The 15,633-nt window shown below is 61.7% G+C and carries 13 protein-coding genes and 1 pseudogene; 13 read left to right on the forward strand and 1 reads right to left on the reverse strand.

The genetic code is table 11. From position 1 onward, the window contains the following. The 3 genes from NMG80_RS01150 to NMG80_RS01160 all read left to right on the forward strand — a co-directional run. A partial coding sequence (locus NMG80_RS01150; RefSeq protein ID WP_254016429.1) for an efflux RND transporter permease subunit occupies positions 1-2,751 on the forward strand: 2,751 nt, incomplete at its 5' end. 13 nt (positions 2,752-2,764) lie between these two features. Further along, positions 2,765-3,358 (forward strand): Pycsar system effector family protein, encoded by a 594-nt coding sequence (locus tag NMG80_RS01155; RefSeq protein WP_254016430.1) that lies wholly within the window; start codon positions 2,765-2,767, stop codon positions 3,356-3,358. A 146-nt stretch (positions 3,359-3,504) separates the two neighbouring features. Next, positions 3,505-4,482, forward strand: a complete 978-nt coding sequence (locus NMG80_RS01160) for a LysR family transcriptional regulator (protein WP_254016431.1) — start codon at positions 3,505-3,507, stop codon at positions 4,480-4,482. A gap of 117 nt (positions 4,483-4,599) precedes the next feature. On the opposite strand, the gene NMG80_RS01165 is transcribed toward NMG80_RS01160, so the two are convergent. After that, positions 4,600-5,964: an NAD(P)/FAD-dependent oxidoreductase gene (locus NMG80_RS01165; RefSeq protein ID WP_254016432.1), complete on the reverse strand. Its 1,365-nt coding sequence runs from the start codon at positions 5,962-5,964 to the stop codon at positions 4,600-4,602. Between the two features lie 301 nt (positions 5,965-6,265). Between NMG80_RS01165 and NMG80_RS01170 the strand changes: the two genes are divergently transcribed. From NMG80_RS01170 to NMG80_RS37695, 10 genes and pseudogenes are all read left to right on the forward strand, one after another. Further along, on the forward strand, positions 6,266-7,000 hold the full coding sequence (locus tag NMG80_RS01170) for a hypothetical protein (protein WP_254016433.1): 735 nt from the start codon (positions 6,266-6,268) through the stop codon (positions 6,998-7,000). 27 nt (positions 7,001-7,027) lie between these two features. Further along, a complete protein-coding gene (locus NMG80_RS01175; protein WP_254016434.1) occupies positions 7,028-8,446 on the forward strand; it encodes a Dyp-type peroxidase in 1,419 nt (472 codons plus the stop codon). A 20-nt stretch (positions 8,447-8,466) separates the two neighbouring features. Continuing rightward, a complete protein-coding gene (locus NMG80_RS01180) occupies positions 8,467-9,588 on the forward strand; it encodes a DUF4331 family protein (protein WP_254016435.1) in 1,122 nt (373 codons plus the stop codon). Between the two features lie 2 nt (positions 9,589-9,590). Further along, entirely contained in the window at positions 9,591-10,403 is an 813-nt protein-coding gene (locus NMG80_RS01185; RefSeq protein WP_254016436.1) for an acetoacetate decarboxylase, read from the forward strand. Between the two features lie 90 nt (positions 10,404-10,493). Then, positions 10,494-11,117, forward strand: a complete 624-nt coding sequence (locus tag NMG80_RS01190; RefSeq protein ID WP_254016437.1) for a malonic semialdehyde reductase — start codon at positions 10,494-10,496, stop codon at positions 11,115-11,117. Positions 11,118-11,190: 73 nt separating this feature from the next. Then, positions 11,191-11,973 carry an SDR family NAD(P)-dependent oxidoreductase gene (locus NMG80_RS01195; RefSeq protein WP_254016438.1) on the forward strand — a complete coding sequence of 261 codons (783 nt, stop codon included), beginning with the start codon at positions 11,191-11,193 and terminating at the stop codon, positions 11,971-11,973. Beyond that, positions 11,970-13,070, forward strand: a complete 1,101-nt coding sequence (locus tag NMG80_RS01200) for a hypothetical protein (RefSeq protein ID WP_254016439.1) — start codon at positions 11,970-11,972, stop codon at positions 13,068-13,070. Before NMG80_RS01195 ends, NMG80_RS01200 begins: the two co-directional genes overlap by 4 nt. After that, the gene (locus tag NMG80_RS01205; protein ID WP_254016440.1) at positions 13,067-14,485 is read left to right on the forward strand and encodes a dihydrolipoyl dehydrogenase family protein; all 1,419 of its coding nucleotides are present in this window, start codon (positions 13,067-13,069) and stop codon (positions 14,483-14,485) included. Before NMG80_RS01200 ends, NMG80_RS01205 begins: the two co-directional genes overlap by 4 nt. Positions 14,486-14,501: 16 nt before the next feature. Then, positions 14,502-15,206, forward strand: a complete 705-nt coding sequence (locus NMG80_RS01210) for a HoxN/HupN/NixA family nickel/cobalt transporter (protein WP_254016441.1) — start codon at positions 14,502-14,504, stop codon at positions 15,204-15,206. A 201-nt stretch (positions 15,207-15,407) separates the two neighbouring features. After that, positions 15,408-15,633, forward strand: a pseudogene (locus tag NMG80_RS37695) (hypothetical protein); the annotation flags it as partial.

The following is a 15,633-nucleotide window of genomic DNA, read 5'->3' on the forward strand; positions in this document are numbered from 1 at the left end:
AAGAAGGTCAGTGACGTCCAGGCGGCGCTTCCCCCTGGCGTGGTCGGCCCATTTTTCAACGATGAGTTTGGCGACGTTTTCGGCATCATCTACGGGATCACCTACGACGGCTTCTCGCCGCGTGAGGCGCGAGACTTCGCCGAGACGGCGCGGACCGAGTTCCTGCGTTCCTCCGATGTCGGCAAGGTCGATATTTTTGGCGACCAGGACGAAAAGGTCTATCTCAGCTTCTCACCCCAGAAGCTCGCCAATCTTAAGCTCAGCCTCGACGAAGTGCTGACGGCGATCGCGCGGCAGAACGCGGTTGTGCCTTCCGGCGTCATCAACACGCCGCACGAAAACATGCTTGTCGACGTTACCGGCTCCCTCCTGAAGCCCGAGAGCGTTGCCGGCCTCAACCTCTGGATCGATGGACGCTTCTACAAACTCACCGACATCGCCAAGGTTCAGCGCGGCTACAGTGACCCGCCCACGAAGATGTTCCGCGTCAACGGCAAGCCGGCCATCGGCATCGGCGTGAACATGCGCGAGGGCGGCAACAACCTCGAATTCGGCGAAGGCCTGCACGAAGCGGCCGCGCGTCTGATGCAACGTTTTCCCGTCGGCATTGAGCTCAACCTGGTTTCGGACCAGCCCGAGGTCGTGCGCGAAGCCATCGGTGAATTCACCAAGGCGCTGTTCGAGGCGATCGTCATCGTGCTCGCTGTCAGCTTCCTCAGCCTCGGCTTCAGGGCCGGGCTCGTGGTTGCCCTCTCGATCCCCTTGGTTCTCGCCATCGTGTTCATCTTTATGGAGGCGATGGGCATCAGCCTTCAGCGTATTTCGCTCGGCGCGCTCATCATCGCGCTCGGTCTTCTCGTCGATGACGCGATGATAACCATCGAAATGATGATCTCCAAGATCGAGGAGGGCATGGAAAAGCTGAAGGCAGCCACGTTCGCCTACACGTCCACGGCTTTTCCCATGCTGACTGGGACGTTGGTCACGATCCTGGGCTTCCTGCCGATCGGCTTCGCTGACAACAATACCGGGCAATATACTTTTTCGCTGTTCGCAGTCGTCGCAGCGGCGCTCGTTGCTTCGTGGTTCGTAGCGGTTCTCTTTACGCCGGTGATCGGGCTTTCCTTGCTGCCCTCCCAAATGAAAGCGCACGGCGCTCATGGGCCTGGCCGCTTCATGCGCGCTTTCATTGGCTTGCTCGGCTTCAGCATGCAGCACCGCTGGCTTACCATCGCCGCCTCGCTTGCCGCCTTCGGCGCCTCCCTCTACGGCATGGGTTTCGTGCAGCAGCAGTTCTTCCCGGCGTCAAACCGGCCCGAGCTTGTGGTGACGATGACGCTGCCGAAGAATGCCTCGATCGCGGCGACCGAAACGGAGACGAAGCGGCTGGAAGAGACGCTTGCCAGCGACCCCGACGTCGCCCACTTCTCCTCCTATGTCGGCGGTGGCGCCATCCGTTTCTACCTGCCGCTCGACGTTCAGCTCGACAACGACTTCATGGCGGAGACCGTGGTCGTCGCAAAGGACCTCGAGGCGCGGGATCGCGTTCAGGCGAAGCTCGAGACGCTGTTTGCCGACAGCTTCCCGAACGTGAGGGCCCGCATCTCGCGCCTGGAACTCGGGCCGCCGGTCGGCTGGCCGGTGCAATACCGGGTGAGCGCGCCGACGACCGACGAGGCGAGGGAGCACGCGGAGGAACTCGCAAAGGTGCTGCGGTCATCCGGACTCGTGCGCAATGTCAACTACGACTGGGCCGAGAAGAGCAAGGAGCTGCGCATAGTCGTCGATCAGGATCGCGTGCGACAGGCCGGCCTAAGCTCCGAACAACTCGCTCAGGCGCTCGACCGCGTGCTCACTGGCTCGACGGTCACTCAGCTTCGCGACTCGATCTATCTGGTCGATGTCGTTGCCCGGGCCGAGAACAGCGAGCGCTCAAGCGTTGAGGCCTTGCGCAACCTTCAGATCCCCACCGCGACGGGTGCCTCGGTGCCCCTGCGCGAGCTTGCCGAGTTCCAGTACGATCTCGACGAGGGCTATGTCTGGCGTCGCGACCGCCTGCCCACCATCACAGTTCAGGCGGAACCGCTGCCGGGGCAGCAGCCCGCCTCCGTTCACGAGCGACTCGCGGGCGCGATCGAAGAGTACACCAAGTCGCTGCCGGCGGGCACCTTGCTGGAAACCGGCGGCACGGTCGAGAAGAGCGGCCAGAGCAACGCCGCCCTGCTGGCCCAGTTTCCGCTGATGATCACGCTAATGCTTACCGTACTCATCGTGCAGTTAGGCAGCTTCCGCCGGATGGCGATGGTGATCAGCGTGGCGCCGCTCGGCCTCATCGGGGTCGCCATCGCGCTGCTGACCACGAGCACGCCGATGGGCTTCATCGCCATCCTCGGGATCATCGCACTTGCAGGGATGATCATCCGCAACTCCGTGATCCTCGTCGATCAAATCGAGCATGAGCGGGGCCGCGGCATCGATCCCTGGAAGGCGGTGATCGATGCGACCACGCACAGGTTCCGGCCGATCATGCTGACCGCGGCTGCGGCTATCCTTGGCATGATCCCCATCATGCACGACGTGTTCTGGGGGCCGATGGCCTATGCCATCGTCGGAGGGCTTGCTGTCGCCACGGTGCTGACCCTGGTCTTCCTCCCGGCCCTTTACGTCGCGGTCAACGGCATTCGGGAAAAGGATGAAACGAACGCAGCGCCTGACGTTCCGGCAATGCCCATTCTCGCCCCCCAGCATTGAGAAAGGGCTTGCCATGCCGGAAACCTCCTCTCTTGTCGACCGCTTTCTGAGATCGGATGCCGGCATGTATGCCGGACCAGGTGAGATTACACGCGAGTATGCCGACAAGATGCTCCTCGCCGCGCTTCAGGAAGCACAAACTGTGGCGCGTTCCTACGACACCAAGGCGCAAATCGTTGGCGTGGGTTACATCCTCGCCCTCAACCTCGTGCTGCGCTTCGGCGATCTTTTGCCGACGCATGCGCCGATCGGGCCGCTGTTCTATGCGGTCGTTTGGGGGATCGTCATCATGCCGATCCTTCAGTTCGGCCAGGTGCTCTATCCGAGCCGGACACGCGCGGAGAGGGAATTCAATGGCAAGACGACTCATGGTTCCAAGACCCTACCGGTGTACTATGTCGACCCCAGCTACTTTGCCGATGTCCGTGACCTGATGCACCAGGCCTTGAGGTCGGACTGGACCTCGGTTTTGGCCACCGAGTTGCTGAAAACGTCACGCGTCAGGATCATAAAGCAGGCGCGCTTCCAACGCGGCCTGATGATGACGGTCGTGTCTTTCATCGTGCTGGGGGGCGAGCAGTTTCTTCGAAGTTTCGCGCTCGCCTGATGAGGAACATGGCAAATTTGAACGAGAGCATGATGCCACCGGTTGAGCTATGCAGCCGGAGAGCAGAACAACCGATCTGTCCACCTTCCTACCATGGCATGAACTGAAGACGTGCCAATCACAGCGCACGTTAACGGAGAGCTCACATGAAGTGGCGTTTCGAGGACATTCTTACGTTCATCAACGTGGTAGAGGCCGGAAGCGTGACTTCCGCTGCGACACGACTGAACATTTCGAAATCAGTGATAAGCAAGCGCATCAGTGATCTCGAAACGGCGCTGCGTGTTGAGCTGTTTCGCCGATCCACAGGCAGGCTTACGCCCACCGAGCTTGCGTGGTCATTGTACGAGCGGGTTGTCCCGCTGGTCCAAGGGATCACTGAAGCGACTCAAGGGGTATCCGAGCGGACTGAAGGCCTGAGCGGGAGGCTGCGCATGGTCGCGCCAGTGTCGTTTGGGACCAACTTTCTGGGGCAAGTGATCGCTGACTTTGCGAGGTGTCATCCGGAGCTGGAAATTGCCGTTGACTTTGAAGACCGGCTAGTGAACCCGACCCAGGGCGGCTATGACCTCGGCATACATATTGGCGATTTGAAAGAGTCGAGCCTGAAGGCTCGCAAGCTCTGTGATTGCTCAAGAATTGTGTGCTGCAGCCCAGAGTATGCAACGAACTGCGGCCTACCCAAAAGCGTCGCGGAATTGGCGCAGCACACCTGCATCGGCTACGCGCATGTTCGCAGCAGCGATTTTTGGCAGTTCGAGAGTGAAGGCGTCAGTGGAAGACCGATATCCGTGCTGATGCGCAGCCGAATTGTCGCCAACAATTTCGAGGCAATGAGAGATATGGCGATCGCCGGATTAGGGCTGGTTCTGTTGCCTGAATTTCTGGCTGCTGGACCTCTTCGGGAGGGAAGTCTGATCTCGGCACTGCCCCACGTTACACCTCGGGCCTATACGATTTCGGCTGTTTATCCGTATACCCGTCAAGTCTCATCCAAGGTGCGAAAATTCATTGACCACCTCGTTGCTGCTTTCGTTCCGCCCCTGCCCTGGCACCGGCACATGGATGAGACAGCCGACCCCCGAATTAGCCGAACCGCCGAACGGACGCCCTTCGCTGCTTAGCTGAACGCAAGACCGCAGTTCGAACCAGGTACCCCATACCGCGGTGGAGACGCGTTCCAAGGTGACCACGTCTACAGGGTGCAAATCTTTGCGCCTGAGATGCGCTGCCGAACATCGTCAGCTGATTCGGATACTAGGCTGCACCAGTGCGTTGATCCGCTCTGCGAGCCACAGAAGGGTCGCGCGGAATGGTCCGTGAAGCGAGAGCTGGTGGCGACGGTAAAGCACAGCGTGACTGAACTGCGCGAAACGGCCCTTGATGAAGCCTCCTTTGAAAAATCCGAAGCGGCCAAGTGTCCCGAAGGCATTGTATTCGCTGAGCGCTACCAATGCGCCGAAGTCGCGGAAGTTGAATGGCGGCACCGGAGTGCCTTTCCGGAGCAAAACCGGCAGATGGCGGATCAGATGCAGCGCCTGCTGGCTGGCCACCTGGGCAGTGGCCGGTAGTGGTCGCTCTGCACCTTTTGGCACAAGACTCGCACAATCCCCTAAAGCGAAGATGTGTTGCTCGCCCTTGGCCATAAAGTTAGGACCAACCACGACCTGGCCAGCGCGGTTCAATTCCAGCCCGCTCTCGTGAAAGCTGCAGGAAGCGCGGATGCCTGCTGCCCAGACCTTCAGTGCCGCGGGCACGCGTTCGCCGCCCTCGAGCAGATAACCTCCCGGATCGGCGGCCATGACTTTCACGCCAGTGCGCACGTCCACGCCCAGCTCGCGCAGTTGGGACTCCACAGACGTGGAAACCTTTTCCGGAAATGCGCCGAGGATGCGTGGTGCCGCTTCCAGCAGCGTCACCCGCAGGCGCTGGCGGATGTCCGTGTTGCCGTAGCCTGACGCCAACTCGACCATCCGGCTCAGCTCAGCGGCCAGCTCCACGCCGGTGGCGCCACCGCCGACGATGGCAATGTCGATGTTATCGCCCTCGGCCAAGCTGCGCACCACCTGCGCGCGCAGCCGGGTATTGAAGGCGTCAGCCTGGTCTTGACTGTCGATGAAGTGGCAGTGTTCGGCCACGCCGGACGTGCCAAAATCGTTAGCGCGGCTGCCGAAGGCGAGGACCAGCACGTCATAGTCCAAGTCGCGGCCCCGAGCGACCAGTTCTTCGTTGCCCGCCTTCAGCGGCGCCAGGCGTATGCGCCGCGCCGTCCGGTCGATTGAATCGACCTGTCCGGGCACGTAATCGAAATGATGCGCGCGCGCGTGCGCAAGGTATTGCACCTGCTGTTGGTGAATGTTCCAGGTGCCGGCCGCGAAGGTGTGCAGCATCGGCTTCCAGACGTGGATCCAGCTGCGGTCGATCAGGCTGACGCGCGCCCTGCCGCGGCGGCCCAGCGAATCGCCTAGTCGGGTTGCCAGAATCAGGCCGGCAACACCACCACCAACGATGACGATGTGTGGTGATTGTTCACGCGCGCTCGGCTTCACCGATGGTCCCGTATCAACGGCTTGAGCACTGTGGTCGGCTTTTGGTCGCTGTAGCATTTGATATCCCTGCTGCAATTTAAGTTGGCGTCAAGCTCCTGTAGAACGCCAGAAGTTTCCGCCTGACATTTAAGCACTGCGCCGCATTTTGAATGTTCGATTTTACCGAACACCGGGTTCGCGAAAGAGAACTCCCAATCTGCTCCCGCCTGACTTACTTGATATGGACCAGGTCAACGACCAAGCAGCGGGAACAATCGTCTGCACGAATTTGACTAGAAACTGCCTGGTCGGGGCCAAGCAACGACTAACCTAGCGACCGCCAATCGATCCACACTGGTACTGCAAACGAGGTTTCTCAATGACTGACAAGCACGACACTTCAACTGTCCGGTCCCTGCCAAGCACAAGCCCGGCCTCCTGGGACCTGCGTCACCCCGGCTGCATCATGAGGGGGGCCAACGGCGAGGAGATACACGAGTTTCTGGGTATGTGGCCCCTCAAGCCCGATGCCGACGTCGTTGGACTCAGAGATGCGCTGAGCCGCGAGGCCCCGTTCTGGGGAGGGCCTGGAAAGACATTCTCGGAGGCGACGACGATGCTTGGCCTGATCCGGACGGCGCGCTGGTTCGTCGGCACCAGCACCGAGTTCGGTCCCACTCTCTACTTCGTCTCGCAGTTCGATAGCAGCCTGGAGAAGTACTTCGACGACTTCGTGCTCAACGGGAAGACGAATCTCGAGAAGATCTGGGGCACGTGCATCGGCTGTCCGACCGGCCCGAACGCGACGGCGCGCGACATCGTGCAGTACGTCGCGCGCGGGCAGATCAAGACTCTGGTCTGTTACGACGCCCTTCCGAGCCTCAACCTGGGCCAGATCCAGAAGATGGCCGACTGGTACCAGAAGACGCAGAAGTTCCAGCGCGCGGTCTTCGCCGGCGACGGCAACCTCGAGGACAAGGTCAACGCCTTCTTCGCCGAGCTGGCCAAGCCCTACCCATTCGTGCCGAGCGGCGCCGACATCGACGCCGACGTCGCGAACGAGCAGCAATTCACCGACCTGCCCGAGCGGTTGGGCGTGAAGAAGGCCGCGTAGACGGTCTGGCGTGGAAGGAGCGCGATCATGAGCACTCGAGCTACGAGGCGAAGTCTGGCCGCCGCTGATTTGAAGGACCACCTTCACGATATCCAGGACAACGTGGTCGCGCCCATCCTCATGCGCTACGGGCGCCACATCTTCGTGAAATTCACCGACGGCGCGAAGGCGCGCGCGTGGTTGCGCAATCTGCGCGACCGCGTCAACGCGCGGCAGCAAGAGCTCGGCACGCGATTCACGGTCAACATCGCGTTCACTTACGAGGGGCTGAAGGCGATCGGGCTCTCCCGGCCGTCACTCGAAAGCTTTCCGGAGGCGTTCCGCGTCGGGATGCGGGGCCGTGCGCGCGTCGTGGGCGATGTCGGGCCGCACGCGCCGGAGCACTGGCAGGGCGGCCTCGGCGGTCCCGACATCCACGCGATGGCCTGGCTTCGCACCGATTCCGACGACGGCCGCGAAGAGGCGATGCGAATCTTTCGCGCCGAGATGGAGGCGACCGGCGGTGTCGAGATCCGCTTCGTTCAGGATACGATGGCGCTGGCGCATGAAAACGGGATCGGATCGGAAGGCCAGCATTTCGGTTTTGTTGATCCGATCTCGGAGCCGCCGATAGAGGGGGCGAATGTACCTTCCTATCCTGGCGATGGTGTGCTGGAGCCAGACGGCACGTGGCGTCCGCTGAAACCGGGCGAGTTCCTGCTGGGTTACGAGGATGAGGCCGACCCGGCCGGGGCGCAGGCGCCCGAGCCGTTCGAACTGCGGCTGAACGGTACGTACCTCGTCTTCCGCAAACTCTACCAAGACGTCGCGGCATTTCGCCGATATTTGGCGACGGCCGCGAAAGCGCTCTACGGTTCCGACGCCCATAATCATCGGGAAATGGTTGCGGCCAAGATGATGGGCCGCTGGCGCAGCGGGTGCCCGCTCGATCTGTCGCCCGACAAGGACGACCCGGCGATCGCGGCGGACCCGCAGCGTCGCAACAACTTCACCTATGCCGGCGACGACGAAGGCCTGCGGTGCCCGCTCGGTTCGCACCTGCGTCGCAGCAATCCGCGGGCGACGCCCTTGAAGCGCGCGACTGCGGTGAGGCGGCACCGATTGATCAGGCGAGGTGTCGAGTACGGCCCGCTCCTGAGCGAAGGCGCCCTCGAGGACGACGGCGTCGATCGCGGCCTGATCAACATGTTCATCCAGGCCGATATCGAACGGCAGTTCGAGTTCGTCCAGAAGGAATGGATGAAGGGTGGAGAGTTCGTCGGACTTGATCCGAACGAGCAGGACCCGATCAACGGCATCGGCGGCGAAGGTTCGCAAATGCTGGTGCCCGGCGCCAAGAATCCGTTCCTGTTCGACCTGCCGGACTTCATCAAAGTGAAGGGTGGTGAATATCTGTTCGTTCCAGGGCTCAAGTCACTTGATGGCTTGATCGAGCAGAAATTCTGAGAGTTGGGGCAGTAGACATTATGTCAGACCATTTCAGCGGCCCTGCGGTATTGGGCGATCCAGCAGTAGACATCACTGATTTCTACGCGTTTGCGAGTCCCGAACGACCGGGAAATCTCGTCCTGATCATGAATGTGTTTCCGATGGCGACATCGCAGTCCTTCTTCAGCGATGTTGTCACCCATCGGTTTCGGATGCGGCCGCTCACACGATCGGCCGAGGGCGTTACCTGCGGAGAGGCTGAAGAAACGATCGACATCCGGTTCAGTGATGTGCCGGAAGGAGCCGCGGTTCAGAGAGGGCAAATCGTCACATCCAATGGACGCGAGGCGAGCTTTGTCGTCGGGAAACCGTTCGAACAGGATGGCTTGCGCGTCTTCGCGGGACTGGTCAGCGATCCGTTTTTCATGGATGTCGAGGCCACCCTTCGCACCGATATTTTGGGCAAGCTGTCCTTCAACACAGCTACAAACACCGTTCAGTTTCGCGACGTCTTGTCGATCGTCGTCGAGGTGCCGGTTGCGCCAATAGTTGAACGATTCGACGGCGTGACACTGATCGCCGCCATCTCGGAGATCGTCGTTACGCGCCGGGGCAAGCCGATCCGCCTCGAACGCCTCGGTCGGCCGGAGATCAAGAACGTCATGATTGCAAACTCAGCTCGTGATCCACGCACGAGGGGGGTCGAACTTCGCGATCTCTACAATCGCGAAGACGCTTTCGCGCTTTCCAGGGAGTATCGGTCCCTTTACGAGTCGCGTCTCGACGCGAACCTGGCCTTCTGGGATGGTCTCGACGGCAAGACTGCATGGCCGTCAGGGTCAGACGGGCGCCACCCGTTGCGCAATCTGCTCATGGACGATTTTCTCATGCTCGATCTCGGGCAAGTATTCGCACCGGGAAGCTTCCTCGATATCGAGCGCGCGCTAATCGACAACCGGCCGCACGAAAGCGCCGGCGGTCGCTGGCTGGACGACGACATTCTCGACGAGCTGCTCACGTTGCTTGCGAATGGTGGGCGAGGGGAGCGGCTGGGCGACGGGGTCGATGCCCCCACCAAACCGGCGAGCCCAACCTTTCCATACGTACGCGAGCCTAACCGGCGAGCCGACCTCCCCCTACCGGAATTTCTGAGGAGTTGAACATGCGATCTTTGACAGGCGAGAGCCCCGTCGTGGCGGGCGCTGCATCCCGGACTGACAAGTTCCTGCAGTATCCGGTTATGCCGACGTTGAGGCCAGCCTATCCGCGCGGCCCATGGCACTACAAGGACATGCACCAGCTTGTCGTCACATACGAGAGCACTGCGGAAGCCGTGCGCGCGGTTGTCCCAGCACCTCTCCAACCTGCCGACGGCAACCGCGTCACCATAGAATGGCGGCGCATGAGCGAGGTCAGCGGATTCGGGCCGTACACCGAGGTCGGCCATTCAGTGGCGTGCACCTTCGAGGGCAAGCCGGCCATCTACGTCTTCCAGGCATTCCTCGACAGCGAATCGCCCACGCTCGCCGGCCGGGAGATCCTCGGCTTCCCCAAGCGGTACGGCGAGCCCGACCTGAAGACGGTGCGCGAGGTGCTGACGGGCACCCTCAATTATGGCGGCGTGCAAGTCGCACTTGCGACCATGCCGTATCGCGCGGTCGACCTGTCAGACCGTTTGGCCGAGATAGAGCAGGAGCTGCAGACCACCCAGCTCGTGCTCAAGCTGCTTCCCGACGTTGACAACCACACGCCGAAGGTCGCCCAACTCATCCGCGTCGGTATCTACAATGTCCGATTGAAGGGCGCCTGGGGAGGCCCAGCGGAGCTGTTCACGGTCCCGCACGTCGGCTGCCCGGTCGCGGCGCTTCCGGTCGTGCGCGTGCTTGAGGGCCGACAGCATCTCTGGGACATGACTTTGAGCGACGGTCAAGTCGTGCACGACTACCTGGAAACCGAGCGCCATAGAATGCGCTGAAGGTGGCGCTCGTCTCGCAGTAACACGCGTGCCGCCGAGCGCGGCGGCTCGCTCCTAACCGATCCTCCAATCGCAAACTGGGAATTTCGAATGACCATCACTGTCGACCGCAAGAGTCTTGGCCGCGGTGAGCCGCTCGGCGCCGCCGCCATGGCCCAGCTTTTCACCGAAGCTCGGACCCACCATCATTTCCGCGGACTCGCCATTCCTGACGCGCTTCTGCGCGAGGCGCTCGACCTCGCCAAGATGGGTCCGACCGCGGCGAACCAGCAGCCGCTGCGCGCGCTCTTCCTGCGCGCAACGGAAGCCAAGGAGCGGCTGCGTCCGGCGCTCATGCCCGGCAATGTCGAAAAGACCATGGCAGCACCGGTCGTGGCGATCATGGGCCATGCCGTCGATTTTTATGAACAGCTGCCGTTCCTGTTCCCGCACGCCGATGCAAAGAGCTGGTTTGCCGGCAATCCGGAGTTCGCCGCGCGCAGTGCCGCGCAGAATGGCACGCTTCAGGTCGCCTACTTCATTCTCGCGCTGCGCGCCGTCGGCTTGGATGCGGGTCCGATGACCGGGTTTGACCCGGCCAAGGTCGAGCAGGAGTTCTTCCCCGACGGCAAGACAAAGGCCAACGTAATCATCAACATCGGCTACGGCAATGACGCCAAGTTGTCCCCGCGCGGCCCGCGATTCTCATTCGACGAGATGGCTACGATCCTCTGAGGCTGCAACCGAAAAGGGGCGTCGCGCCCGTAGTCGCGAAGCCCACCCCATCGTTACGACAGGAGAATTGGATATGAACTCGTTGAAGGGCAAGGGCGCCGTTGTTACCGGCGCTGCATCAGGAATCGGCTGGGCGATCGCGGCTGGCTTCGTTGAAGCGGGCGCGAGCGTTTTGCTTTGTGATCTCAATGCCAATGCGCTCGATGCCGTCGCCCGCGAGCTTGGCGAACATGCAGTCGGCCGAGTCACGGACGTATCGGACGAGAGTCAGGTCGAAGGCGCGATGCGCACGGCTCGCGAGGCATTCGGATCCCTGGACATCGTTGTCAACTGCGCGGGCTTCGGCGCCATCGCGCCCCTGACCGAGCTCACCGGCGACAAATGGAACTCCGTCCAGGCCGTCACCCTCGGGGGCGTCTTCTACGGCGTAAAGCACGCCGCCCGGCAGATGCTCGAGCAGGGACGCCCCGGCGTCATCATTAACATCTCCTCGGTCAATGGGCGGCAGCCGGGCGAGGGGCAGGTGGCCTATTGCGCGGCAAAGGCCGGCGTCGACATGATCACGCGCTGCGGCGCGCTGGAACTTGGCGGTCGCGGCATCCGTGTGGTCGGCATCGCGCCAGGCCTGGTGGAGACACCGTTGACGCGGAAGGAGTTGGAAGATCCCGCCAAGCGCGAGCTCTTCTTGAACATCATCCCGATGAAGCGCGCGATTGAAGCGAAAGAAATTGCTGCGGCCGCCGTGTTTCTCGCGTCGGACAACGCCAGATCGATCAACGGGGATACGATCGCGATCGACGGCGGTTCGTTGACGTGCGGCTATCCGGCACTGCTGACCGGTTTGAAAAGTGCATGATGACCAATGCCGGACGTTATACGAGCGGCCCAATCGCCCTCGCCAATCTTGCGGCATCGATCGATAGCCTGGAGCTTCGTCGTGCGGAAGGTGCGGCCTTCGACAGCCTGGTCGCGCTATCGAAGTTGCTGTTCGTGCGCGGTGACGTGCTTGGTCGTATCGCGGACCATGAACGGGCGGAACTCATCGCCAGGGAGGCGGTTGCGTTGTCGCCTAACACCGCAACCGCGCTCTATATTCGAGCACGGCTCGCGGGGCGTTTCCATCGCTTCGAGGAAGCGAGCGCGCGTCTCGATGAAGCGCTCGCGGCCGGATATCCACGAAACGAGATCGATGCCGAAAAGGCGGCGCTGCTGCAGGCGACAGGACGATACGATGACGCGCTACTCCTGCGTGACAGACTAGTGCAGGACGATCCCAGGATTCACACGCTTGGCGCGCTCGCATCGCTCCTGGCGGAAATGGATCGACGGGTGACGGCGGAAGCCACCTATGCGGCTGCAATCGATGCCGACGATGGCGTGTCGCCGCTCCCGTGCAGCCAGTTGCTGTTTGAATGGGGCGTGAGCGCGATGCGCAGTGGTGATCTGGACCGGGCGGACGCAGTCTTCGCTGAACTCGAGGCCATTTTGCCCTGGCACGTTCCAGGACGAGGACATCGCGCTGAAGTTGCGCTCGCGCGCGGACATTTGCAGCTTGCACTGATGCTCGTCACACCGTTGCTCGAAACCTCCGACGATCCGGAATATCGCGCCACCTATGCGGAGATCCTAGCCGCGCATGGCAGCGCCAAGGCTACGAGCGAAGCGGAACGTGCGGCATCAGCCTACGAAGTGTTGCTGGCGCGACGCCCCGAGGCCTACGCCGACCACGCGGCTGCCTTTTTCATAGGCATCGGTAACCGACCGCAGCGGGCGGTCGAACTGGCATTGGCCAATCGGAAACTCCGCGATACACCGCGCTCGCGGAACCTTCTAGCCAAGGCGCTGCGCAACGCAGCGAGTTTGGCCGGTGCGGGCAGCACACATGTCTCCAATCTCATGTCGCTAATAGGGACCGAGCACCGGTTGGGGCATCCTCAGGGAGCCACAAGGTGACGGACGTTGTCGTGATCGGCGCCGGACCGGCTGGAGCGGTTGCCGCGCTACGCGCCGCGGATCTGGGCGCGCGCACCACGCTGGTCACCTGCTCTGGTTTTGGAGGCATGGCCGCAAACGACGGGCCGGTTCCAGTGCGCACTCTGGCTCACGCAGCCCGGCTGATCCGCGACGTTCAACAATTAGGTCAATACGGTATTGCCGTGGGCGAGCTGATGCTGGATTACTCCCGGTTGCTGGCGCGCGTGCGCGGGGTCGTCAGTGACGTGCTTGCGCACTCCTCCTTGCGCGAGCAACTCGATTCGGCCGGAGTTACCATCCACGAGAGGGCCGGCGCCGCGCGCTTCGCAGACCCTCATACCATCGTCACCGAAACAGGCCTGCTTCTTCAGGCCGACAAGATGATCATCTGCGTTGGCGGTGTCGGCCGGCGGCTTCCCATCCCGGGCTTCGAGTTCACGAGCACCCATAGCAGCGCCTTCTCATTGACCGAGGTTCCTCCGACTATGCTGGTCATAGGCGGCGGGGCAACGGGGGTGCAAGTCGCGTCCATATTCAATGCATTCGGCTCGCGGGTTGAGCTCTTTGAGACTGGTCCACGCATCCTCTCAGGTGAGGACGAGGATATCGCAGCCGCTGTCGCCACGGCTTTCCGTGAGGCAGGTATCGTGGTGCATGAGAACTTCGGCAGCATCGACTCCTTCGAGAAGACCTCGGCGGGAGTGCAGATGAATTTCTCCAAGAACAGCGAACGGGACTCCGCCGAGGCCACGCTTGCTGTGGTGGCGGCGGGCTGGGTGGCGAATACCGCCGAACTCAATCTCGGCGGACTGGGCGTCCTGACCGATCATCGAGGGTTCGTAAAAGTCGATGACTACCTAAGGACGTCTGTGCCCAATATCTTCGCGGCAGGCGATGTGACCGGTCGCCTGATGTTGGTTCCACCTGCTCTGCAGCAGGGTTTCGTGGCTTCAACGAACGCGGTTCTTGGCCCCACCGTGCGGCTCGAAGAGAGCGTAAATACGAGCGCCGGATTCACCCATCCGGAGTATGCGAGCGCGGGCCTGACGGAAACAAAAGCCCGTGAAACCCATGATGTCGTGACCGCGGTCATCCATTTCGACTCGACCATCCGCACGATTATCGATGGGCGAAAGGTAGGCTTTTGCAAGCTTATTGTAGATCGCAAGACAGCAAAGATATTGGGCTGTCACGTCGCTGGTGAAAGAGCAGTTGAGATTGCCCAAGTCGCGGCAATAGCCATTTCTGCGGGATTGCGAGTGGATGATTTGGCTCGGGTCCCACTCGCGTTTCCTACCTATACAGGAAACCTTGCGGACGCGGCCGCCAGCGCGGCCCGTCAACTCGAGCTGCATGTGGGCTGTCAAGCGCCTGAAAACGCGATGTCGCGATAGGGACGAAGGGTGTCCGATGACGTACATACCGATCCTCGGTCTGGGCTTCCTCCTGGGAATGCACCACGCGCTAGATGCAGACCATATTGCGGCAGTCTCGAGTATCGCGGCGCGCCGAACCAGGATGACCGACATCCTCAAGCACGGCCTGACCTGGGGACTGGGTCATACGTTGACGCTGTTCTTGTTTGCCGGCGCTGCGATCGTGCTGGGTCGGAGGATTCCAGACTTACTTGCCGAGCCCCTCGAAGCTGCGGTTGGCGTCATGCTCGTCGCCCTTGGAACTCACGTGCTGTGGCAGCTGTGGCGCGAGCACCTGCATCTCCGGCGACGCAACCGTTGCGTTCGGCAAATTCACCCATACAGCGGCGCTGGCGACCGGGTTTCAAATGGGAGCTCCGAGCAGCGGCACGAGCATGGGTTTCGCTGGCGTTCGCTGGCCGTGGGGCTGACGCACGGCATGGCCGGGTCGGCAGCACTGCTGGTCCTTGCCGTGTCCCAGTTCGCAGACCCGCTGCAGGGCCTGGCCTACATTGTGCTGTTCGGCCTGGGCTCGATGATCGGGATGGGCGCGCTGTCGAGCGTCATTGCCGTGCCGCTCGTGGCCTCGGCGCGTTTGCTCACTGGGATGAACCACAGTCTTCAGGCGGCCGTCGCGCTTCTCACGGTCGGAATCGGCGCCACGACAATTTATGCAATTCTCGTTCACGCAAATGTTTGACCAGGGTGAACCGTTCAACGTGGCCGGTCTCAGTGACGAGGCCGATGGGAATGGCGGCGAAGCGGGCAAATGCGAGTCGCCATACCAGAACGCTTTTCCTCTCGCGTTGGCCGACGTCCTTGTCCGCCACCCTGAGGCCTCGGCGAACATCAAATCCTCCGCGACGCCGGCACCCGACCGGAAAAATTCAAGAATAGCCCCATGACTATGGACCCAGCGACCATCTCGGCCGTTTCGGCACTTGCCGGCTCCGCCATCGGCGCCTTGGCCTCCGTGGCCACGACCTGGTTTACCCAGCATCATCAGGACCATGCGCAGCGCCTCGGACAAGAAGGCTCACGTCGAGAGCGGCTGTTCGGCGAGTTCATCGACCAGGCATCGAAAGCCTATGCGGACGGCGTGGTTCAGGAACGCCTGGATGACCCCG

It is taken from the genome of Mesorhizobium escarrei, from assembly GCF_935825525.1.
Classification (GTDB): Bacteria; Pseudomonadota; Alphaproteobacteria; order Rhizobiales; family Rhizobiaceae; genus Mesorhizobium; species Mesorhizobium escarrei.